We start from the raw sequence: 21,453 nt of genomic DNA, 5'->3' as shown, positions 1-21,453 counted from the left end.
TCCGGGGTACGACCCGCATCCCAACACCCGCCCCTTTGCGCTAGAGTGGCCCCCAAGAGACAACCGGGGCTCACACATGGCCAAAAAGGCTCCGCGCCGCACTGCAGAGCGCATCCTCGAAGCAGCGCTGGACCTGTTCAATCGCTTCGGCGAGCCGAACGTGTCGACCACGCTCGTGGCCGGCGAGCTGAACATCAGCCCGGGCAACCTCTACTACCACTATCCCGCCAAGGATGAGCTGATCAACCGCCTCTACAGCCAGTACGAGGCCGAGCTGGACGAGCTGCTGCACGCGAGCGACGGCGTGCGCGACGTGGAAGACGCCTGGTTCTTCATGCACAGCCTGTTCGAGCTGCTGTGGCGCTACCGCTTTCTCTACCGCGACCTGAACGACCTGCTGAGCAAGAACCGTCATCTGGAAACCCAGTTCCAACTCGTGCTGCAGAAGAAGGCGACGGCGATCCGCACCCTGCTCGCGGGCCTCGGCAAGGCCGGCCACCTCGGGATCGATGCGCGCGAGGTCGACACGCTGGCGCAGAGCATGGTGGTGGTGCTGACCTACTGGCTGAGCTACGAGTACGTGCGCAACCCGCGCGAGGCGCTCGAGCCGGCCCATGCGCAGAGCGCGTTGATGCGCGGCGCGCACCACACGCTGCACCTGCTGGCGCCCTATCTCGGGCCGGAGCAGCGCCGGCATCTCCTGACGCTGAGCAGCGCCTACGAGCGCGACGATCTCGCCATCGCGGCCTGACGCGACCTCCCCCACCGCACGGCACACCAGGAGCCACCGACCATGCCTCCCGAATTGCGCCCCCTGTCCTTGCTGCCGCCCGGTTGCCACGCGCCGATCGCGCAGTGCGGTCGATGGGCCTCGCTGCCGTATGCCGATGTGCCGCGCTTCGACACCCAGCGGCTGCTCGACGCCTGGCCGCGGCTGCGGGCCGGCAATCCCTTGCCCCTGCCGCCGCCCGCGCCGGGCCCGCTGGCCGACGGCTGGGTCTGCTACCACAACGGCGAGTTCGAACGTGCCGCGGCGATCGGGCTGCAGCACGGCGCCGAGGGGCTGATGCTGGCCAACCAGGCCACCGCGATCTATGCCAACTACCTCGAGCCGCGCGAGGCGGTGCGGCTGGCGCTCTTCCTGCAGGTCGCCGAGCGCGCCGCCGGGCAGGCAGCCGTCGAGCCCGACAACGCCCACGCGCTCTATTGGGAGGCCTATGCGCTCGGCCGCTACGCCCAGGGCATCAGTGTGGCGAGAGCTCTGGCGCAAGGGCTCGGCGACAAGGTCAAGGTGGCGCTGGAACGGGTGATCGCGCTCGAGCCGCGGCATGCGGATGCACACATCGCGCTCGGCGCTTTCCACGCCGAGGTGATCGACAAGGTCGGGGCGCTGGTCGGGCGCATGACGTACGACGTGCGCGCCGATGCCGCGCTGGCGCTGTTCGAGCGCGGCGTCGCCCTCCACCCGGCTTCGGCCAGCGGCTGGATGGAATACGCACGGGGCCTGCTGATGCTCGGCGGCGAGCCACGGCTGGCCGATGCCATGCGGCTCTACGAGAAGGCGGCGGCCGTGGTGCCGGCCGACGCGCGCGAGCGCCTCGACGTCGAGCTCGCACGGGCCGGGCTGACGGACTGAGCGCCGCCGTCAGCAGCGGTGGCCTCACTTAAGATGCCCAGCCCTTTCGCCAACGCCCCGACATGTCCGACCTGCAATCCCTATTCGAGGCCGCCCAGGCCAATTCCAAGCTGCTTGCCGAGCGTCCGGACAATCCGACGCTGCTGAAGATCTACGGTTTCTTCAAGCAGGCCACCGAAGGCGACAACGCGGCCAAACGGCCGAGCTTCAGCGACGTGGTTGCGCGCGCCAAGTGGGACGCGTGGACGGCGCAGAAGGGCCTGTCGGCGGACGAGGCGAAGCAGAAGTACGTGGACCTGATCGAATCACTGCGCGCCTGAGCGCTGCGCCGCGTGCGCCGTCGGGCCCTGCAGGGCCGCGTGGCGCTCGTCCTTCGGCAGCGCCGCCAGCTGCTTGACCGCGGCATAGAAGCGGGGCCAGTCGCGCCCCTCGCGCTCGAACAATGCCTCGAAGCCCGGCACCAGGTCGTCGTACGCGGCCTGCGCACCGAAGGTCGCATTGTTGGCCCGCGCCGCCCAGGCGTCGTACGCCGCCTGACGCTGCGGCGGCCAGTCGTTGCGCAAGGCGGCGAAGTCGGCGCGGAAGGCCGCCATCGCCTCGCGCTTCATGGCCTCGACCGCCGCCCAGTCCTTCGCCTGGGCCTGTGGCGAGGTGTAGACCGCCTGCAGCCGCCGCCGCGTGGCGAAGGTGAGCGCGCGAAACTGCTGGCGCCGGGCGTCGTACTGCGCGTAGTCGCTCCGCGCCGCATCGCCGGCCTGCGTTGCCAGCCAACGCGCGCCGCCGAGGCGCTCGACCGCGGTGGCGAAGGACTCGTTGAACAGCGTATCGCCCGACACGTACAACAGCTGGTGCGACAGCTCGTGGAAGATCAGCCGCGCCAACTCGCCTTCGGGGTAGCTGATGAAGGTGCTCAGCAGCGGGTCGCCGCCGGCCCAGTTGAGCCAGCCGAGCGTGGAGTAGGCCGGCACCGGGTAGACGGCGGCCTCCAGCCCCTGCGCGCGCTGCGCGTCGGCCTCGGCCTTCGCCTGCGCCTCGTCGTAGTAGCCGCGGTAGCCGACGCAGCCGGCCACCGGGAAGCACCAGGTCTTGAGCGTGAGCGAATACGGCGGCGCGGCCACCACGTTCCACACGGCCGCGCCGCGGTGCAGGTCCGCGTACTCGGTGTAGCTGGGGTTGTCCGGCAGGTGCAGCTCGCTCACGGCGAAGCGGCGGATGCGCTGGGTGAGCTCGAGCTTGGCCTTGAGCGTGGGCGACGTGGCCGGGTCGTCGAGCCACTGCGGCACCGGCCGCGCCGCGCGCATCACGCCCAGGTGGCCGCTGGCCGACTGCCAGTAGTAGCCGAGGTCGGCGCAGCCGGCGAGCAGGCAGGTTGCCCCCAGCATGAGGGCGGCGACGACGCGCCGCGCCACGGCCTTAGCCAGCATCGCTTTGCTCGACTTCGACCAAGCAGTCGTAGAAGGTCGGGCCGCGGCCGATGTCGGTCAGCCGCTGGCTGGTGAGCTGGTTGACGTTGGTGCCGTCGAAGCCGAGCTTGCGCCACCAGATGCCCATGCCATGGACCACGCCCGGCCGTGCGCGGCGCGACACCTCGGCACGGCAGCGGTGCTCGCCGCGCTGGTTGAACACACGCACCATCGCGCCGTCGGCGATGCCGCGGGCGGCTGCGTCGTCGGCGTGGATCTCCAGCAGCGGCTCGCCCTCGATGGCGCGCAGGCTGGTCACGTTGACGAAGGTCGAGTTGAGGAAGTTGCGCGCCGGCGGCGAGATCATGGCCAGCGGGAACTGGGTCGAGGTGCCGACCGCCTCGTGGTTCGGCACATGGTCGGGCAGGCCGTCCAGGCCCTGGGCGGCGAGGCGCTCGCTGAAGAACTCGCAGCGACCCGAGGGGGTGGGGAAATTCCCCTCGGCATAGGGGGCATCGGGCAGGCGCACGGTCGTGAAGCCCTGCGCGTGCAGCTGCGTGAGGTCGATGGCGCCGGGCGCGAAGGCGGCGGCGCACAGCGCCTCGTCGTCATCCCGGAAGCACGGCTCGTCGAAGCCCATGCGGCGCGCCAGCTCGCGGAACACCCAGGCGTTGCTGCGCGCCTCGCCGCGCGGCGCCACGGCCGGGCGGTTGAGCAGCACGTCGGTGTGGCCGTAGCTGGTGTGGATGTCCCAGTGCTCGATCTGCACCGTGGCCGGCAGCAGGTAGTCGGCGTAGTCCGCGGTGTCGGTCTGGAACTGCTCCAGCACGACGGTGAAGAGGTCGTCGCGGGCGAAGCCGGCGGCCACCTTGGCCGACTCGGGCGCCACCGCGACCGGGTTGCTGTTGTAGACCACGACCGCCTTCACCGACGGCCCGCCCGACAGCGCGGACGCATCGCCGGTGAGCGCATCCCCGATGCGAACCATGTTGACGGTGCGCGGTCGACGCCCCGCCAGCAGGTCGGGCCGTTGCAGCGCGGCGCGGTCGACCGGGTACGACCCCGAGCTGCTCAGCAGCAGGCCGCCCGCGCGATCCCGCCAAGCGCCGACAAGCGCCGGCAGGCAGGCGATGGCGCGCGCCGCGTTGCCGCCGCCGTGCACCCGCTGCATGCCGTAGTTGAGGCGGATGGCGACGGGCCGGGTGGTGCCGTAGTCGCGGGCCAGTGCGACGATCTGCGCCTCGGGCACGCCGCACACTGCGGCCGCGCGTTCGGGCGGCCATTGCAGCGCGCGCTCGCGCAGCGCGTCCCAGCCGACCGTGTGGCGGGCGATGTAATCGTGGTCGAGCCAGTCGTGGACGATCAGCTCGTGCATCAGTGCCAGCGCGAGGGCGCCGTCGGTGCCCGGCAGCAGCGCGATGTGCTCGTCGCATTTGTCGGCCGTCTCGGTCTTGCGCGGGTCGATGCACACCAGCTTCGCGCCGGCGCGCTTGGCCGCCTGCGCATGCCGCCAGAAGTGCAGGTTGCTGGCAATCGCGTTGCTGCCCCAGATCAGGATCAACTTCGACTCGGCGAAGAATTCGACCCGCATACCGACCTTGCCACCCAAGGTAAGACTTAGGGCCTCACCCCCGGCGGTGGAGCAGATCGTGCGGTCCAGCAGCGACGCGCCGAGCTTGTGGAAAAAACGACGGTCCATCGATTCGCCCTGCACCAAACCCATGGTGCCGGCATAGCTGTAGGGCAAAATCGTTTCCGAACTGTTACCTTGGGTTAAATTCTGCAACTTGCGTGCGATGTCGTCGAGCGCGGTGTCCCAGTCGACGCGCTCGAACTGCCCGAAGCCCTTGGGGCCGACGCGCTTCATCGGATAGAGCAGCCGGTCGGGATGCGCGGTCCGCTCGAGGTAGCGGGACACCTTGGTGCACAGCACGCCACCGGTGTGCCGGTGGTCGGGGTTGCCCTGCAGCTTGACGGCCTGGCCGTCCTGCACGGTGGTGACCAGTGCGCAGGTGTCGGGACAGTCGTGCGGGCAGGCGCCAAGCACGGTGATCGAGGGCGAGGGAGGCATCGAAGAAGAAACGGTGGCGACGACCATCGGCCGAGTCTAGTTCCAGTCGTTGTCAGCGCGAGCACGCGCGGAGGTTCCACACATGATCAATCGCAGGCATTTCTCGATGGCGGCCGGTGCCGCGGCACTGGGCGGTTTCCAGCTCGCACGCGCGCAGGGCGAAACGCCGATCGTGCTCGGCCAGTCGGCCCCGTTCAGCGGCCCGGCGGCCCAGCTGGGCATCCAGTTCTACCAAGGTGCCAAGCTGTACCTGGACCAGTACAACGCGGTCGCGGGCCATCGCGACGTCGAGATCAAGTTCCTCGACGACGGCTACGAGCCGGAACGCACCGTCGCCAACACCCAGAAGCTGATCTCTGAAGATGCCTTCGCGCTCTTCGGCTACATCGGCACGCCCACCAGCCTGGCGGCGCTGCCGCTGGCGGTGAAGGACCGCGTGCCCTTTATCGCGCCGTTCACCGGCGCCATGGCGCTGCGCGAGCCCTTCAACCGCAACGTGTTCCACCTGCGCGCGTCGTACAACGACGAGACCGCGCTGATCGTCAGGCAACTCACCAACCTGGGCCTGAAGAAGATCGCGGTCTTCTACCAGAACGACGCCTACGGCAAGGCCGGCCTGGACGGCGCCACGCTGGCGCTGGCGCAGCTCGACCTCAAGCCCGCCGCGCTGGCGACGGTGGAGCGCAATTCGGTGGACGTGGCCAAGGCGGTGAAGGCCATCGTCGATGCCAAGCCGGATGCGGTGATCCAGGTCAGCGCCTACAACTCCTGCGCCGCCTTCATCCGCGAAGCGCGCAAGGCCGGCTTCGGCGGCACCTTCTACAACGTGTCCTTCGTCGGCACCCAGGCCCTGTCGGATGCCCTCGGCAAGGAAGGCGCCGGCGTCGTCGTGACCCAGGTGGTGCCGTCGCCGTACAGCCCGGCCAATGCGATCACGCGCGAATTCAGCGACGCAGCGAAGAAGTCCGGCGGCGCCACCAAGCCGAACTTCTCGAGCATGGAAGGCTATCTCGCCGCCAAGGTGCTGACCGAAGGCCTGCGCCGCGCGCCGGGCAAGCTCACGCGCGACGGCCTGATCCAGGGCCTGGAGAGCATCGACCGCCAGCAGTTCGGCGGCTTCGAGGTGTCCTTCTCGCCGAAGAACCACGTGGGCTCGAAGTTCGTCGAGCTGTCGATGATCACGGGCGACGGACGCATCCGGACCTAACCGCGCACTTTCGCGAACACCTTCCAGAAGGTGGCGTCCTGCGCCGTTGCGAAGTTGATGCGCATCAGCGTGCTCGGCGGCCGGCGCGCATGGAACAGCGAACCGGGCGCCAGCAGGTAGCCTTCGTCGAGCATGCGCTGGGTCAGCGCGTCGGTGTCGACGCCGGTGTCGACCCAGCCGAACAGCCCCGCCGGCTCCGACTCGAAGCGGCAGCCGTGCGCCAGCGCCAGCTTGACCGTGCGCGAGCGCGCGCCGTCCAGCCGGAGGCGCACCCGCTCGGCATGCCGGCGCAACTGCCCCTGGTCGATGCACCAGGCCAGCGCCCGTTCGAACAGCGCCGGGGTGGTCAAGGTGGCCAGCAGCTTGGTCTCGAGCAGTCGCCCGAACAGCGACGGCGCCGCAGCCAGGAAACCGATGCGCCAGTTGGGCGCCAGGATCTTCGCGAAGCCGCTCACGTAGATGGTCCGCTGCAGTCCATCGAGCGCACACAGCCGGGTCGCATGCTCGGGCGCCAGATGGCTGTAGGTGTCGTCCTCGACGATGTGGAAATCGTGCTGGTTGGCCAGCTGCAGCACCCGGTGCGCGCTGCCCGGCGTGAGGCTGTAGCCGGTCGGGTTGTGCAGCACGCTCACGCTGACGAAGAGCTTGGGCTTGTGGGTTTCGCAGTACTGCGCCATGACCGCCAGGTCGGGTCCGTCGGCGCGGCGCGGCACCGGCAGGATGCGCATGCCCAACGCCTCCAGCCGGGCAAACTCGATGGCCCAGCCCGGCTCCTCGACCATCACCGGGTCGCCGGCGCGCAGCAGCGTGCGGCTCACGATGTCGAGCGCATGGGTGGCGCCGATGGTGGTGAGGATCTGCTCCGGCGCGGCCGGGATGTTGATGCCCATCAGCTTCTGCGACAGGCTGCGCCGCAGCGCGCCGTCGCCGGCCGGCTCGCCGTACTGCAGCGAGATCTCCTGCAGCGCGCGGGTGCCCGTCAGCCGCCGCAGCGACGTCGGCATGAAGGTCGAGTCCATCCAGTCGGGCGGGAACACGCCCATGCCCGGCTGCGGTTTGTCGCTCTGGCGGTGAAACATGCCGCGGATCAGCGAGCTGGCATCGGCCGGCACGCCCGAGGCCAGGCTGTCGCGCGACGGCAGGCGTTGCCGCACGGCGGGAGGCTCGTGGGCCGGTGTCGCATCGCGCACGAAGAACCCGCGTTGGCGCCGCGCCTCCACCAGGCCCTGCGCCAGCAGCTGGTCGTACGCAGCCACCACCGTGTGCGGGCTCACGCCCTGCTGACGCGCGCATTCGCGCACCGACGGCAGGCGAGCGCCCGGCGGCAGCAGCCGCGTGCGGATGCGCTCGGCGAAGCGGTCGGCCAACTGGGCGGTGAGGGACTGGGTCGAGGTTCGTGTCAGCATGGCGGTCTCTGTGTCGCGCATCGGACCGATACAGTCGACATTTTCGTTTGCTCAACTGTATTGGCACTGTAATGGTCACCAGTCTAGAGTGTGTGCCATGACCTGGCAAGAATTCACGGCGCTGCTGGCGTTGGCCACGGCGATGAGTTTCTCGCCGGGCCCGAACACCACGCTGTCCACCACGCTCGCCGCCAACGGCGGCCTGCGGCGCGCCATGCGCTTCGTGCTGGCGGTGCCGATCGGCTGGACCCTGCTGCTCGCCCTGTGCACTGCCGGCATCGGTGCGCTGGTGGTGGCGGCACCCGCGCTGCGCTGGGTCATCAAGGGGCTTGGCATCGCCTACCTGCTCTGGCTGGCCTTCAAGCTGAGCGGCAGCGCCACCTTCGGCAAGGCCGGCGACGCCGCGGTCCGCGTCGGCTTCGGGCAGGGGGTGATGCTGCAATTCCTCAACATCAAGGCCTGGCTGCTGGCCCTGACGCTAGTGGCCGGCTGGATCGCCGGCCATGCCGATGCGCTGCACCGCTTCGCGATCGTCGCGCCGGTCATGCTGGTGTATGCCTTTGCCAGCAACTTCACTTACGCGCTGGTCGGCGCCCTGCTGCGCGGCTGGCTGGCCACCGGCCGGCGGCTGCTGTGGTTCAACCGCGCGATGGCTGCGGTGCTGGTGCTGACCGCACTCTGGATGGTCAAGGTATGAGCGCCGTCGCGGCGGAGCCCAAGACCCTCGGCATGCGCCGCGAGACGCTCGGCATGTGGCTGGGCGTGCTCGGCGTCGCCTTCTTCGCGGTCACGCTGCCGATGACGCGCCTGGCCACCGGCACGCAGGCCGCGCCGCAGTTGTCGCCGTGGTTCGTGACCTTCGGCCGCGCGGCACTGGCGGGCCTGCTGTCGATCGTCGTGCTGGTCGCGATGCGCGCACCGCGGCCCCAGCCGCACGAATGGAAGCCGCTCGGCATGGCGGTGCTGGGCAATGTGATCGGCTATCCGCTGCTGCTCGGCTATGCGCTGCGCGCCGTCACCGCCAGCCATGCGGCGGTCGTGACCGCGCTGCTGCCGCTGGCCACGGCCGCCGTGGCGGCGTGGGTGCTGCACCAACGCGCACGGCTCGGCTTCTGGGTTTGCGCCATCGTGGGCAGCCTGCTGGTGGTGGCCTTCTCGCTGCTGCGGGCGTATCAGCAGGGCCATGGCTTCGGCTTCGAATGGGCCGACCTGTTGCTGGTCGGCGCGGTGCTCGCGGCGTCCTTCGGCTACATCTACGGCGCGCAGGTCACGCCCTCGCTCGGTGCCGAGCGGGTGATCTGCTGGGTCTGCGTGATGGCGCTGCCGATCACGCTGCCCGGCGCGCTCCTGACCTGGCCGCAGCAACCGGTCGCTTTCTCGGCCTGGGTCGGCCTGGCCTACGTCGGCGTGTTCTCGATGTGGATCGCCTTCTTCGCGTGGTACCGCGGCCTCGCCATGGGCGGCGCGCTGCGGGTCAGCCAAGCGCAGTTGCTGCAGCCCTTCCTGAGCATCCTGGCCGCCGTTCCGCTGCTGGGCGAACCGCTTGACATCGTGACGTTCGGCTTCGCGCTCGCGGTGGTCGCGACCGTGCTGATCGGCAAAAAACTCTCCCAGCCCGCGCGCTGACGCGGCACACTTTTCGATCCCCGCAAAGACAACGACAACCGCCTCGCATTCAAGGAAGCAACATGACGACATGGAAGATGGCCGCACGGGCCGAGAAGATGAACCCCTCGGTGCTGCGCGAGATCCTCAAGCTGGCCGACCAGCCCGGCATCATCAGCCTGGCGGGCGGACTGCCCTCGCCCAAGACCTTCCCCATCAGCGCCTTCGCCGACGCCTGCGCCCATGTGCTGGCCAACGACGGCCCGGCCGCGCTGCAGTACGCCGCCAGCGAAGGCTACGGCCCGCTGCGCCAGGCGGTGGCCGACATGCTGCCGTGGAACGTCGACCCGGCCCAGGTGCTCATCACCACCGGCTCGCAGCAAGGCCTCGACCTGGTGGCCAAGGTGCTGATCGACCCGGGCAGCCGGGTGCTGGTGGAGACGCCGACCTACCTCGGAGCGCTGCAGGCCTTCTCGCCGATGGAGCCGACGCCGGTGAGCGTGGCGAGCGACGACGAGGGTGTGATCGTCGAGGACCTCATCGCCAAATCGAAGGAGGCACGCTTCATCTATCTGCTGCCCAACTTCCAGAACCCCACCGGCCGCACCATGAGCGAGGCGCGCCGCGCCGCCGTGTCGGCGGCTGCCGCAGCCGCCAACCTGCCGATCATCGAAGACAACCCCTACGGCGAGCTGTGGTTCGACGAAGCGCCGCCGCTGCCGCTGACCGCGCGCAACCCCGAAGGCTGCATCTACCTCGGCTCCTTCTCGAAGGTGCTGGCGCCGGGCCTGCGCCTGGGCTTCCTGGTGGCGCCGAAGGCGATCTATCCGAAGCTGCTGCAGGCCAAGCAAGCGGTCGACCTGCACACGCCGATCTTCACGCAGCGCATGGTGGTCGAGGTGATGAAGGACGGCTTCCTGGCGCGCCATGTGCCGACCATCCGCGCCCTGTACAAGCGCCAGCGCGACGCCATGGCCGCGGCCCTGACGCGCGAGATGAAGGGCCTGGACGTGAGCTTCAACGCACCCATCGGCGGCATGTTCATGTGGGCCCGCCTGCCCGAAGGCATCGACACGGTGAAGCTGCTGCCCAAGGCGGTCGAACGCGGCGTGGCCTTCGTGCCCGGTGCACCCTTCTATGCCGACGGTCAGGGCGATCCACGCACGCTGCGCCTGTCCTTCGTGACCGCGAGCGTCGAGCAGATCGACATCGCCATCGCCGCGCTCGCGGCAACGCTGCGCGAGCAACTGGCGCACGATGCCGCGGCCCGCGTGCAGCGCGAGCTGGCCGCCACCTGAAGGACCCCCATGCTCAACATCTGGGGCCGCATCAGTTCGATCAACGTGCGCAAGGTGGTCTGGTGCGCGCAGGAGCTCGGGCTCGACTTCCAGCGCACCGAGGCCGGCGGCAAGTTCGGCGTGGTGCAGACGCCGGAGTACCTGGCGCTCAATCCGAATGCGCTGGTGCCCTGCATCGACGATGGCGACGGGGACACGCAGCAGGTGCTGTGGGAGTCGAACGTGATCGTGCGCTACCTCTCTGCCAAGCATGCGCCGGGCACGCTCTACCCCGAACCGCTGTACGCGCGCTTCGACGCCGAGCGCTGGATGGACTGGCAGCAGACCACGCTCAACCCGGCGAGCGGCGGCGCCTTCAAGCAGTGGATCCGCACGCCCGCGGCCGAGCGCGACGCCGCGCTGATCGAGCGCTCGGTGCGCGCCACCGAGCCGCTGTTCGCGCTGCTCGACGCGCACCTGGCCACGCGCGCCTTCATGATGGGCGACGACTTCACCATGGCCGACATCCCGGTCGGTTGCGAGGCACACCGCTGGTTCGGCCTTCCGCCCACCGAGTACACCCGGCCGGCATGGCCGAACGTCGAGCGCTGGTTCGCCGACCTGAAGGCACGTTCCACCGCGCGCGGCGTGCTCGACCTCCCTTTGGAATGATGCAGAGAAGACGATGAAGACCCGCCCCTTCCAACAAGTCGACGTGTTCACCGCCGTGCCCTACCGCGGCAACCCGCTCGCAGTGGTGCTCGATGGCAGCGACCTGGACGACGCCGAACTGCAGCGCTTCGCGCAGTGGACCAACCTGTCGGAAACGACCTTCCTGCTGCCGCCGACCGACCCGGCCGCGGACTACCGCGTGCGCATCTTCACGCCCGGCAGCGAGTTGCCCTTCGCCGGCCATCCGACGCTCGGCAGTTGCCATGCCTGGCTGCGCGCTGGTGGCACGCCGAAGTCGCCCGACCGCATCGTGCAACAGAGCGCCGTCGGCCTGGTGCCGATTCGCCGCGATGGCGAGCGCCTCGCCTTCGCGGCACCGCCGGTGACGCGCAGCGCGCCGAGCCCGAGCGTGCTGGCGCGCGTGGCCGCCGCGCTCGGCCTGAAGGCGGCGCAGATCCGCGGGGCGCAGATGCTCGACAACGGGCCGGTATGGCTGGGGCTGCTGCTCGACGACGTCGACACGGTGCTGGCGCTCAAGCCCGACCACCGCGCCCTCAAGGAGTTGCGCCAGAAGGTGGGTGTCGCGGCGCTGACGAACGCGCCGGACGAAGCGCCGGCCCTCATCGGCCGCTCGAACCGCGAAGCGCGCGCCTTCGGCGAGCGCGCGGCCTTGGCATCGGTCGGCCTCGAGGTGCGCGCCTTCGCCGCGCCCATCGGCGTCGAGGAAGACCCGGTCACCGGCAGCTTCAACGCCAGCATCGCCCAGTGGCTGATCGCCGATGGCCACCTGCCGGCACGCTACGTCGCGGGGCAAGGCCAGTGCATGGGGCGGGATGGCCGGGTACACATCGAGCGCGATGCCGACGGCCAGGTGTGGGTTGGCGGCGATGCCGTCACCTGCATCGAAGGCAGCGTGCATCTCTGAGGCCCGGCCCGTGTCCGCACAGATCGATCACCTCGTCATCGCCGCTCGCACGCTCGAGGAGGGCGTCGCGTGGTGCGAAGCCACGCTCGGCGTGACGCCCGGCCCGGGTGGCACCCACCCGCTGATGGGCACGCACAACCGGCTCATCGCGATCGCGACGGCGGCGTTTCCTCGGGCCTACCTGGAGATCCTCGCCATCGACCCCGCCAAGCAACCCACGCGTGCCGCGGGCCTGCACCGCTGGTTCGACCTGGACGACGCGGCGCTCCAGGCCGCGCTTGCGCAGCACGGGCCGCGGCTGATCCATTTCGTCGCCCGCGTGCCCGATGCCGCCGCCGCACTGCACGCGCTCGCCGCCGGCCCCGCGCCCCTGGACCGCGGGCTGCTCATCGAAGCCTCGCGCGACACGGCCGCCGGCCGGCTCGACTGGAAAATCAGCGTGCGCGACGACGGCCAGCGCCTGCTCTACGGCGCGCTGCCCACGGTGATCGAATGGGGGGCCGTGCATCCGACCGACACGATGCCGTCGTCGGGCGTCACGTTGAGCGCGCTGCATGCCAGCCACCCTCGGCCCGCGGTGCTGCAGGAGGCGCTCGCCGCGCTGGGCCTCGCGTCGATGGAGGTACAGGCCGGCCCACCCAACCTGGTGGCTGTGCTGCAAACGCCGCGCGGCCCGGTCACGCTCGAATCGGAAGGGATCTGACACCATGCTCACCGCCGCCGAACTCGCCTGGTTCGCGCTCGCCTCGCTGCTGCTGGTGCTGACGCCCGGGCCGAACATGATCTATTGCGTGTCGCGCGCGCTGTGCCAGGGGCGCGGCGCCGGCATCGTGTCGCTGGCCGGCGTGCTGGTCGGCTTTCTGGTGCATCTGGTCGCTGCGACGCTGGGCCTTACCGCACTGCTCGCGGCCGTGCCCTTCGCCTTCGACACGGTGCGCCTGGCCGGCGCGGCCTACCTGCTGTGGATGGCGTGGCAAGCCGTCAAGCCTGGCGGACATGCGCCCTTCGCGGCGCGCACGCTCCCGATCGACCCGCCGGCCAAGCTGTTCCGCATGGGCTTCCTGACCAACGTGCTGAACCCGAAGGTCGCGATGTTCTACCTGTCCTTCTTCCCGCAGTTCCTCCACCCCGAGCGCGGCTCGGTGCTGTGGCAGAGCGCGGCGCTCGGCGCGATCCAGATCTCGGTCAGCGGCTTCGTCAACCTGATGCTGGTGCTCGGCGCCGCGTCGATCACCGCACTGCTCTCGCACAGCGAAGGCTGGCTGCGCGCGCAGCGCTACGTGATGGGCAGCGTGCTCGCGCTGCTGGCGGTGCGCATCGCGGTCGACACGCGCAAGGCGAGCGCATGAACTGAACGGGCCAGCGATCGAGGCCGCGCAGCGCACCGTCTTCGCAGCAGCCGAATCCTGTCGGTAAACAACTGCTTTTTGTCCGACGCGATGCGGACGCGCCGGGCACAGTGATCGCATGAACCTGAAACCCAAAACCCGGATCGGCATGCTCGTCTTCCCGATGATGACCTCACTGGACATCCTCGGACCTTTCGAAGTCTTGGCACGCGCGCCGGACTGCCATGCGGAACTGGTCTGGAAGGATCGACAGCCGATCAAGGGCGACACCGGGCTCACGATCGTTCCCGACCAGAGCTTCGACGACGCGCCGCAATACGACGTGCTGGTGGTGCCCGGCGGCCCGGGACAGACGCCCTTGATGGAAGACGCCGAGGTGCTGCAGTTCCTGCGTCGACAGGCGATCGGCGCCGAGTGGGTCACCTCGGTCTGTACCGGCTCGCTGCTGCTCGCCGCCGCCGGCCTGCTGCAAGGACACAAGGCCACGTGTCATTGGCTTTCCATCGACCAGTTGGCGCTCTTCGGCGTCGAGATCGTGCCCGAGCGCGTCGTCGTGGATGGCAACCGAATCACCGGCGCCGGCGTGACCTCCGGGCTCGATTTCGCCTTCACCGTGCTTGAAGTGCTCCGTGGGGCCGAGGCGGCGAAGTCGCTTCAGCTCATGCTCGAATACGATCCGGCGCCGCCGTTTCAGAGTGGGCACCCGCGCGTGGCGGCGCCGGAGCTCGTCGAGAAGGTACGTCTGTCGGCGCAGGAGATGCTTCGGCAGCGCCGCGAGGTCTCGACGCGCGTCGCCAGCACGCTCGGCCACTGACGGGCGGCGCGAGCCGCGCAGACATCAGCCGTGGTACCGCCCGGGCTTGTGCCAGACGATGACCATGGCATTCATCGCGAGCGTGCCCAAGAGCGACCAGACCACGGTCGGCCATGGCAGCAGCGCCGAAGCGACAACGAAGAGCACGGCGTCGATCCCCAGCTGACTCATGCCGGCATTCAGGCCGTATCGTTTCTGCAGCCAGAGAACGACCGCGCCCGTTCCGCCCAGCGAGGCGTTGTGTCGAGCCAGAAAAAGGATGCCCGTGCCGAGCAGGGTGCCGCCACCGATGGCCGAAAACGCGGAAGAGATCCCCGAGACGTTCAGTGAACGGCTCACGAACTCGATCGATGCACCCAGGACAGCGCTGACGACCAGCGTCTTGGCGCCGAATCCTCGGCCCATGGCGGCGAATGCGAACGCGACGAACGGCACGTTCAGAACCCAGACCAGCGCGCCCACCGGCTGGTGTGCAAAGAGGGCGACCAGCAGCGACAGGCCCGCGATCCCACCGGTGATCATTCCGCCGCGGTGAAGGAGACCGATCCCGACAGCGCAGAAGAAGATGCCGAGCGCCACCCCGTAGAAGTCCTCGCGCCGGCTGTGCGGACGAAGCCGCAGCGCGGCGCTAGGTCGGTCCATCGGACGGTTCGAGTTTCAGCTTCACGTGCGTGCGCGCAGCGGCCTGCTTGCGCCAGATGCCGGACAGGCTCCCGACGATGCCTTCGCGAAAGGCCAGCACGACCACGAAGAAGACCACGCCTTGTGCCACCGTGACCCAGTCCTGCAGTTCGGACATGTAGGTCTCCATGCTGATGAGGGCGAGCGCGCCGAGGATCGGGCCCGTGATGCTGCCGAGGCCGCCGACGAGCGTCATCAACAGAAACTCGCCGGACATCTGCCAGCCCACGTCGGTGAGCGTGGCGATCTGCACCGCGATGGCCTTGGTCGCGCCCGCGAGGCCGGTGATGCCCGCCGAGAACACGAAGACCGCGAGCTTGTAGCGATTGGCGTTGTAGCCCAGCGAGATCGCCCGGGGTTCGCTGTCGCGCACCGCCGCGACGATGCGCCCGTACGGCGAGTGGACCAGCCGAGCGATGGCCAGAATGGCAGCGCCGCAGATCAGCAGGACGAAGAAGTATGCGGAGAGGTCGCTCTTCAGGTCCCACACGCCGAAGGCCACACCACGTGGAATGTTCTGGATGCCGTCTTCGCCGTTCGTGAACGGCACCTGGAGGCAGAAGAAGTACACCATCTGAGCCAGCGCGAGGGTCGACATCGCGAAGTAGATGCCCTGCAGGCGGATCGCGATGAGGCCGACGATGCCGCCGAGCGCGACCGACGCAAGCGTCGCGCCCAGGATCGCCAACTCGGGCGACAGCCCCCACACCTTGGCCAGATGGCCCGCCACATACGCCGAGAAGCCGAAGAACATGGCGTGGCCGAACGACAGCACGCCCATGTAGCCCAGCAGCAAATTCACTGCGCTCGCGGCCACCGCGAAGCACAGCACCTTGATGAGGAACACCGGGTACATCACGAAGGGCGCGGCGACGAGCGCTGCCACCGACACGACCAGGAGCACCCAGCTCAGGCCCGCACGCAGCTTCTTCGGCTCGATGCCGGCGCGGCTTTCCATGGCGGCAGCCGCGTGCTGACTGATCACGCCCTTGCCGAACAGCCCCGCAGGCTTGATGAGCAGCACGCCGGCCATGATGATGAAGACGACGGTATCGGACAGGGGCGGGTAGTAATAGCGCATCAGGCCTTCCGCCAGGCCCAGCAGGTAGCCGGTGATGATGGCGCCCTTGATGGAACCCATGCCGCCGATCACCACCACCGCGAAGATCACGATGATCAAGTTGGAGCCCATCGTCGGACTGACGTTGTAGATCGGTGCGGCGAACACGCCGGCCAGGCCGGCCAGGCCCACGCCGAATCCGTAGACCAGCGTCACCATCCGCGGCACGTTGATGCCGAAGCCGCGCACCAGGTCCGGACGCTCGATGGCGGCGCGCAGGTAGGCCCCGAGCTTCGTCTTCTCGATCATGTACCAGGTGGCGAGGCACACCAGGAGCGAGGCGAACAAGGCCCACAGCCGGTAGTAAGGCAGGTACCCCAGGGCCGTGCGGAAGCCGCCGGGCATGGGGTTCGCATAGGGCAGGCCGGCGGAGCCGAAGGCCTTTCGGTAGAGGCCTTCGACGATCAGCGTGAGGCCGAAGGTCAGCAGCAACCCATAGACATGGTCCAGGTGATAGAGCCGGCGCACGAAGAGCCGCTCCAGCAGGATGCCGCTCACGCCGACGATCAGCGGCGCCAGCACCAGCGCGAACCCGTAACCGATGCCGAGCCACTGCAGCAGCATCCATGCGGTGAACGCGCCCATCATGTACTGCGCGCCGTGCATGAAATTGACGACGTTCAACAGCCCGAAAATGATGGCCAGGCCCAGACTCATCATGGCGTAGAAAGAGCCGTTGATCAGCCCCAGCAGAAGCTGCCCGAACAGGGCGGGGGACGGAGACAGGAGTCCCAGCGATTCGAGCATTTCAAATTCCCAGGTAGGCTTCGACGCGCGCGTTGCCGTTGTGCATGTCGTCACGGGTCAGCATGTCGACCACGCGCCCGGTCTCCATGACGTAGTGGCGGTCGGCCAGTTCGGTGGCGAAGCGAAGGTTCTGCTCCACCAGCAGGATGGTGAAGCCGCGGCGCTTGAGCGCATGGACGGTCTGGGCGATGAGCTTCACGATGACCGGCGCGAGCCCTTCGCTCGGCTCGTCCAGCAGAAGGCACTTGGCGCCCGTGCGAAGGATTCGCCCGATCGCCAGCATCTGCTGCTCGCCGCCCGACAATTTGGTGCCCTGGCTGGCGGCGCGTTCGCGGAGGTTGGGGAACAGTTCGTAGACCTCGTGCAACGTGAGTCCGCCTTCGCGGAGCACCGGCGGCAAGGTCAGGTTCTCGAGCACGTTCAGTTGCGAGAAGATGCCGCGCTCCTCCGGGCAGTACGCCATGCCCAGCCTGGCGATCTGCTCGGGCAGGCACCGCACGATCGGCGCGCCCTCGAAGTCGATGGCGCCGGTCTTCTCGGTGATGAAGCCCATCAGGCATTTGAGGGTGGTGGACTTGCCCGCCCCGTTTCGCCCGAGCAGCGTGACGACTTCACCGCGCTGCAGCGTGAAGCTGACGCCGTCGAGCACCTGGTTGCCGCCGTAGCCCGCACTCAGGCCTTTGACATCGAGGACGGTGTTGGTGGTATCCATGGTCAGTGGCCGATGTAGGCTTCGAGGACGCGCGCATCGGCGGCGACCTCTTCATAGGGGCCCTCCGCCAGGACTTCGCCACGGCAAAGAACGGTGACGGTGTCCGAAAGCCGTTCGACCACCTTGAGGTTGTGCTCGACCATGACGATGGTCTTCTGCTCGGCGAGCTCGGCGATGAGATCGGCGACCCGGGTCACGTCCTCGATGCCCAGGCCCGCCATCGGTTCGTCCAGCAACACCAAGTCGGGTTCGAGGGCGAAGGTGGTCGCCAGTTCCAGTGCCCGCTTGCGTCCGTAAGGCAACTCCCCGGCCGCGATGTGGGCCCACTCGCTCAGTCCGAACTGGCGCAGCAGCGCATGCACCCGGTCATCGAGTTCGCTGAGGCACGCGGTGGAACGCCAGAACACCTTCTGCAGCCCCGACAGTCGCTGCAGGGGCACGCCCACGTTCTGCGCCACGGTCAGGTGCGGAAAGACGGCCGAGATCTGAAACGAGCGCACGACCCCTTGCCGGGCCAGCTGCGCGGGCGGCGTGCGCGTGACGTCTGCACCGTTGTAGAGAATGCTGCCGGCATCGGGCTCCAGAAAGCGGGTGAGCAGATTGAACAGCGTGCTCTTGCCGGCGCCGTTGGGCCCGATCACGGAATGGACCGTGTTTCGGCGAACGGTCAGGTCGACCTGCTTGACCGCCGTGAAGCCCGAGAAGCTGCGCGTGAGACCACGCGCAGTGAGGATGGCGGGCGCGCCCTCGATGCCAGGCGCCATCACTTGGCCTTGCCGACGGCGCTGCTGACCAGGGGGCATTCGCTTGCGCTCAAGGGCGTGAAGGCGTCGCCGGCGGCAATGACACCGTTGACCTTGTAGTAGTCCCACGGCGCCTTGGACTCCGCCTTGGTCTTGACGGTGACCAACAGGAAATCATGCGACAGCTTGCCGTCATCGCGCAGGGGCGCGTTCTTGGCGAACATGTCGTTCACCGGCGTGCTGCGCATCTTCGCGGCCACCGGGTCCGTGGCGTCGGTCTGGGTGGCGACCACGGCCTTCAGGTAGTGGCTGGTGGCCGAATACATGCCTGCCTGCGACTCGGTCGGCATCGCCTTGAAGCGCTCGAAGAAGCGCCGCGAGAAGGCACGGGTGTCGTCGTTCAGATCCCAGTACCACGCGGTGGTGGCCGACAGGCCCTGCATCACGTCGAGCCCGGCCGCATGCACGTCCGCGACCGATAGCAGCGTGGCGACCGGGCGTTGCTTGCCGTCCTGCATGCCGAACTCCTTCCACTGCTTCATGGAGTTCACCAGCTGACCGCCGCCGTTGGCGAATGCCACGACCTTCGCGCCCGAGCTCTGCGCCTGCAGCAGGTACGAGCTGTAGTCCGAGGCACCCATCGGGTGGAAAGCCTCGCCCAATGTCTTGCCGCCGCTGGCGGCCACGAGCGCCTTGGCTTCCTGCACCATGTTCTTGCCGAACGCAAAATCGGCGCCGACGAAGTACCAGGTGTCGAGCCCGCTCTTGGTCAGCGTCTTGACGGGGCCCGAGACCAGCGCATAGGCATCGTGCACCCAGGAAAAGCCGGTCTTCGCGCATTGCTTTCCGGTCAGCTCGGTCGTTCCGATGATGCCGTACAGCGCGATCTTGTTCTTCTCCTTGATGACCGACTGAACGCCCAGGGCCACGGCGGAATTCGCGATGTCGAGTACCGCATCGACCTTGTCCACGTCGAACCAGCGCTTCACCACCGTCAAGCCGATGTCGGGCTTGTTCTGATGGTCGGCGACGAGCACCTCCACCTTGATCGCACCAAGTTGCTGCTTCATGTCCTCCACCGCCATCTGCACCGCCAGCGCGGAACCCGGCCCGGTCAGTGCGGCATAGGGCCCCGACTGGTCGTTGATGACCCCCAACCGGACGACCCCGTCGGAAATCTGGCCGAAAGCCGGAAGCGCCGCGACGGAGGCGGCCGCGAGGGTCCATTTGCAGAGGCTGGGTTTCATGGGACTTCCTTGGGAGAGTGGAGGATCGTGTTCAACGCTGAAGCGAAAGGCGCTGTGCCGCCTGTGCGATCTGGGCTTCGACGCCTTCGATCCAGGGGGCCTGTGCGGCGCGAGCGCGGGCCACGCGCTCGACACCGGCCTTCTCGGGTGACCCGCAGTCGAGCGGCGGCTGCGGGTCGTATTCGAGGCCCAGCTGGATCATTCGCGCGGCTTCTTCTCCCGCCAGCTCGGCGGCCAGGGTGAAAGCGAAATCGATGCCAGATGTCACGCCGCCCCCCGACAGGCGGTTGCGATCGCGCACGACGCGAGCCGCCACGGGCTCGGCACCGAATTGCGGCAGGTAGTGCCGCCACATCCAGTGGCAGGCCGACTTGTAGCCATCGATGAGCCCCGCGGCGCCGAGCAGCAGCGAACCGTTGCAGACCGAGGTCACATAGCGCGCGGTGTTCCCCTGATCCCGCAGGAACGCCAAGGTGCGGGCATCACTCAACTGTTCCACCACGCCAAAACCACCCGGTGCGCACAGCACATCGAGTCGCGGGCAATCGTCGAAGGTCACGGTCGGATTGATGGTGAACCCGACATCCGTCATCAAGGGCTCGAGCGATTTCCACACCAGATGCACCTTGGCGCCCGGGACACGGCTCAGCACCTGCGCCGGGCCGGTGAGGTCCAGTTGGGTGACCTGGGGAAAGATCAGGAATCCGATGTGAATGGTGTCGTTCATTGAGGTGTAGAGTCGAATCGATGACAGATTGTGTGAGTCGCCGAACTTGGCGTAAATGACAATCACAGGCTAATATTCGCCAATGCCGAAGCCGCTCAACGTCGCCATCCTCAGCTTCCCGCGGTGCCAGGTTCTCGACGTCACCGGGCCGGCGATGGTGTTCGAGGCGGGCAACGATGCGCTGGGCAAAGCCCACTACAAGGTCCACATCTGCTCCCCCGAAGGCGGCACGATTCAGACCAGCAGCGCGGTGGCGCTGGTGACCAAGTCGATCGAGGATCTGTCGCCCGGCACCATCGACACCTTGCTGATCGCCGGCGGTGACGAATCGGGGCTCAAGCTTCTGGCGGACAACGACGCGGTGCGCAAATGGGCGGTGCGAGCAAGCAAGAACGCGCGCCGCTATGGCTCCATCTGCACGGGCACCTTCGCATTGGCCCATTTCGGGCTGCTGAGCGGCAAGCGCGTTGCCACGCACTGGTCGGCATGCAACGACCTCGCAGACCGATGCACGGACATCGAGGTCGACACCAACGCGCTGTTCGTCAACGATGGCCGGCTGTGGACCTCCGCGGGTGTGACGACCGGGATCGACATGAGCCTGGAGATGGTGGCCGCCGACCTGGGCAATGCGGTGGCGAACACCATCGCCAAGCGCCTGGTCCTGTACGCGCGCCGCCCCGGCTACCAGTCGCAGTTCAGCGCCGTGCTGAGCGCGCAATCCGATGCAGACGCGCCGTTCGCTGCCCTGGTCCACTGGATGCGCGAGAACCTGTCGCAGACGCTCGACGTGCCGCGCCTGGCGGAGCGGGTCTCGATGTCCGAACGCACCTTTCTGCGACGGTTCACGAAGAGCACCGGCGAGACGCCGGCGCATTTCGTGGAGACCCTGCGACTGGACCAGACCCGCAACCTTCTCGCGGCCGGCATGTCGCTCAAGGAGATCGCGGTACGAACGGGTTACTCGACCGGTGCCCAGTTGTCGAAGGCCTTCGACCGCCGATTCGGCATGACGCCGCTGCTGTTCAGGGAGCTGCATTGCCGCAGCGATGCTGAATAGATTTTGCACAGCTGATGTCGCTTCCGCCTGCAAGATCCCCTGCAGGTGGCA

The 21,453-nt window shown here is 68.2% G+C and carries 22 protein-coding genes and 1 pseudogene; 13 read left to right on the top strand and 10 right to left on the bottom strand.

The annotated features are described in order from the left end of the window. Window positions 1–76: 76 nt before the first annotated feature. From ACSFBE_RS00385 to ACSFBE_RS00375, 3 genes are all read left to right on the top strand, one after another. Window positions 77–751, top strand: coding sequence for a TetR/AcrR family transcriptional regulator (locus ACSFBE_RS00385; protein WP_435488386.1), 675 nt, complete (start codon window positions 77–79; stop codon window positions 749–751). 42 nt (window positions 752–793) lie between these two features. After that, the gene (locus ACSFBE_RS00380) at window positions 794–1,636 is read left to right on the top strand and encodes a tetratricopeptide repeat protein (protein ID WP_435488385.1); all 843 of its coding nucleotides are present in this window, start codon (window positions 794–796) and stop codon (window positions 1,634–1,636) included. A 62-nt stretch (window positions 1,637–1,698) separates the two neighbouring features. Then, a complete protein-coding gene (locus ACSFBE_RS00375) occupies window positions 1,699–1,956 on the top strand; it encodes an acyl-CoA-binding protein (protein WP_435488384.1) in 258 nt (85 codons plus the stop codon). Here ACSFBE_RS00375 and ACSFBE_RS00370 read toward each other — a convergent pair. Together ACSFBE_RS00370 and ACSFBE_RS00365 are read right to left on the bottom strand one after the other, a co-directional pair. Beyond that, a complete protein-coding gene (locus tag ACSFBE_RS00370; RefSeq protein ID WP_435488383.1) occupies window positions 1,942–3,060 on the bottom strand; it encodes an aminopeptidase in 1,119 nt (372 codons plus the stop codon). The genes ACSFBE_RS00375 and ACSFBE_RS00370 overlap by 15 nt on opposite strands. After that, on the bottom strand, window positions 3,050–5,137 hold the full coding sequence (locus ACSFBE_RS00365) for a molybdopterin-containing oxidoreductase family protein (RefSeq protein ID WP_435488382.1): 2,088 nt from the start codon (window positions 5,135–5,137) through the stop codon (window positions 3,050–3,052). The genes ACSFBE_RS00370 and ACSFBE_RS00365 overlap by 11 nt, the downstream gene beginning before the upstream one ends. Window positions 5,138–5,192: 55 nt before the next feature. Between ACSFBE_RS00365 and ACSFBE_RS00360 the strand changes: the two genes are divergently transcribed. Then, entirely contained in the window at window positions 5,193–6,317 is a 1,125-nt protein-coding gene (locus ACSFBE_RS00360) for an ABC transporter substrate-binding protein (protein ID WP_435488381.1), read from the top strand. On the opposite strand, the gene ACSFBE_RS00355 is transcribed toward ACSFBE_RS00360, so the two are convergent. Then, window positions 6,314–7,723, bottom strand: a complete 1,410-nt coding sequence (locus ACSFBE_RS00355) for an aminotransferase-like domain-containing protein (protein ID WP_435488380.1) — start codon at window positions 7,721–7,723, stop codon at window positions 6,314–6,316. The two genes, ACSFBE_RS00360 and ACSFBE_RS00355, sit on opposite strands and share 4 nt — an antisense overlap. 97 nt (window positions 7,724–7,820) lie before the next feature. Between ACSFBE_RS00355 and ACSFBE_RS00350 the strand changes: the two genes are divergently transcribed. From ACSFBE_RS00350 to ACSFBE_RS00315, 8 genes are all read left to right on the top strand, one after another. After that, the gene (locus ACSFBE_RS00350; protein ID WP_435488379.1) at window positions 7,821–8,420 is read left to right on the top strand and encodes a LysE family translocator; all 600 of its coding nucleotides are present in this window, start codon (window positions 7,821–7,823) and stop codon (window positions 8,418–8,420) included. Continuing rightward, complete coding sequence (locus ACSFBE_RS00345; protein ID WP_435488378.1) at window positions 8,417–9,349, top strand: DMT family transporter; 933 nt, start codon at window positions 8,417–8,419, stop codon at window positions 9,347–9,349. The genes ACSFBE_RS00350 and ACSFBE_RS00345 overlap by 4 nt, the downstream gene beginning before the upstream one ends. A gap of 62 nt (window positions 9,350–9,411) precedes the next feature. Then, window positions 9,412–10,626 carry an aminotransferase-like domain-containing protein gene (locus ACSFBE_RS00340; protein ID WP_435488377.1) on the top strand — a complete coding sequence of 405 codons (1,215 nt, stop codon included), beginning with the start codon at window positions 9,412–9,414 and terminating at the stop codon, window positions 10,624–10,626. Between the two features lie 9 nt (window positions 10,627–10,635). Then, window positions 10,636–11,277 (top strand): glutathione S-transferase family protein, encoded by a 642-nt coding sequence (locus tag ACSFBE_RS00335; protein WP_435488376.1) that lies wholly within the window; start codon window positions 10,636–10,638, stop codon window positions 11,275–11,277. Window positions 11,278–11,290: 13 nt separating this feature from the next. Next, window positions 11,291–12,202 carry a PhzF family phenazine biosynthesis protein gene (locus ACSFBE_RS00330; protein ID WP_435488375.1) on the top strand — a complete coding sequence of 304 codons (912 nt, stop codon included), beginning with the start codon at window positions 11,291–11,293 and terminating at the stop codon, window positions 12,200–12,202. A 10-nt stretch (window positions 12,203–12,212) separates the two neighbouring features. Beyond that, window positions 12,213–12,905 (top strand): VOC family protein, encoded by a 693-nt coding sequence (locus ACSFBE_RS00325; RefSeq protein ID WP_435488374.1) that lies wholly within the window; start codon window positions 12,213–12,215, stop codon window positions 12,903–12,905. A gap of 4 nt (window positions 12,906–12,909) precedes the next feature. Continuing rightward, a complete protein-coding gene (locus tag ACSFBE_RS00320; RefSeq protein WP_435488373.1) occupies window positions 12,910–13,551 on the top strand; it encodes a LysE family translocator in 642 nt (213 codons plus the stop codon). Between the two features lie 118 nt (window positions 13,552–13,669). Then, on the top strand, window positions 13,670–14,365 hold the full coding sequence (locus tag ACSFBE_RS00315) for a DJ-1/PfpI family protein (RefSeq protein WP_435488372.1): 696 nt from the start codon (window positions 13,670–13,672) through the stop codon (window positions 14,363–14,365). A gap of 24 nt (window positions 14,366–14,389) precedes the next feature. Here ACSFBE_RS00315 and ACSFBE_RS00310 read toward each other — a convergent pair whose 3' ends face one another. The 7 genes and pseudogenes from ACSFBE_RS00310 to ACSFBE_RS00280 all read right to left on the bottom strand — a co-directional run bounded on the left by ACSFBE_RS00310 (window position 14,390) and on the right by ACSFBE_RS00280 (window position 20,342). After that, window positions 14,390–15,007: a YitT family protein gene (locus ACSFBE_RS00310; RefSeq protein ID WP_435488371.1), complete on the bottom strand. Its 618-nt coding sequence runs from the start codon at window positions 15,005–15,007 to the stop codon at window positions 14,390–14,392. Beyond that, window positions 14,994–15,902 carry a branched-chain amino acid ABC transporter permease gene (locus ACSFBE_RS00305; protein ID WP_435488880.1) on the bottom strand — a complete coding sequence of 303 codons (909 nt, stop codon included), beginning with the start codon at window positions 15,900–15,902 and terminating at the stop codon, window positions 14,994–14,996. Before ACSFBE_RS00305 ends, ACSFBE_RS00310 begins: the two co-directional genes overlap by 14 nt. A gap of 132 nt (window positions 15,903–16,034) precedes the next feature. Beyond that, window positions 16,035–16,913: pseudogene (locus ACSFBE_RS00300) on the bottom strand (branched-chain amino acid ABC transporter permease); the annotation flags it as partial. A gap of 1 nt (window position 16,914) precedes the next feature. Beyond that, window positions 16,915–17,625 carry an ABC transporter ATP-binding protein gene (locus ACSFBE_RS00295; protein WP_435488370.1) on the bottom strand — a complete coding sequence of 237 codons (711 nt, stop codon included), beginning with the start codon at window positions 17,623–17,625 and terminating at the stop codon, window positions 16,915–16,917. 2 nt (window positions 17,626–17,627) lie between these two features. Further along, a complete protein-coding gene (locus ACSFBE_RS00290; protein WP_435488369.1) occupies window positions 17,628–18,389 on the bottom strand; it encodes an ABC transporter ATP-binding protein in 762 nt (253 codons plus the stop codon). Next, window positions 18,389–19,615: an ABC transporter substrate-binding protein gene (locus tag ACSFBE_RS00285; RefSeq protein ID WP_435488368.1), complete on the bottom strand. Its 1,227-nt coding sequence runs from the start codon at window positions 19,613–19,615 to the stop codon at window positions 18,389–18,391. The genes ACSFBE_RS00290 and ACSFBE_RS00285 overlap by 1 nt, the downstream gene beginning before the upstream one ends. 31 nt (window positions 19,616–19,646) lie before the next feature. Next, a complete protein-coding gene (locus tag ACSFBE_RS00280; protein WP_435488879.1) occupies window positions 19,647–20,342 on the bottom strand; it encodes a DJ-1/PfpI family protein in 696 nt (231 codons plus the stop codon). Window positions 20,343–20,424: 82 nt separating this feature from the next. Here ACSFBE_RS00280 and ACSFBE_RS00275 point away from each other — a divergent pair, with 82 nt between their 5' ends. Beyond that, window positions 20,425–21,402: a GlxA family transcriptional regulator gene (locus tag ACSFBE_RS00275; protein ID WP_435488367.1), complete on the top strand. Its 978-nt coding sequence runs from the start codon at window positions 20,425–20,427 to the stop codon at window positions 21,400–21,402. The last annotated feature ends 51 nt before the right edge of the window (window positions 21,403–21,453 follow it).

Source organism: Variovorax sucrosi, from assembly GCF_051216635.1.
In the GTDB taxonomy this organism is placed as follows: Bacteria; Pseudomonadota; Gammaproteobacteria; order Burkholderiales; family Burkholderiaceae_C; genus Variovorax.
The sequence above is the reverse complement of the archived record's forward strand: the minus strand, read 5'-3'. Positions and strand labels throughout refer to the sequence as shown.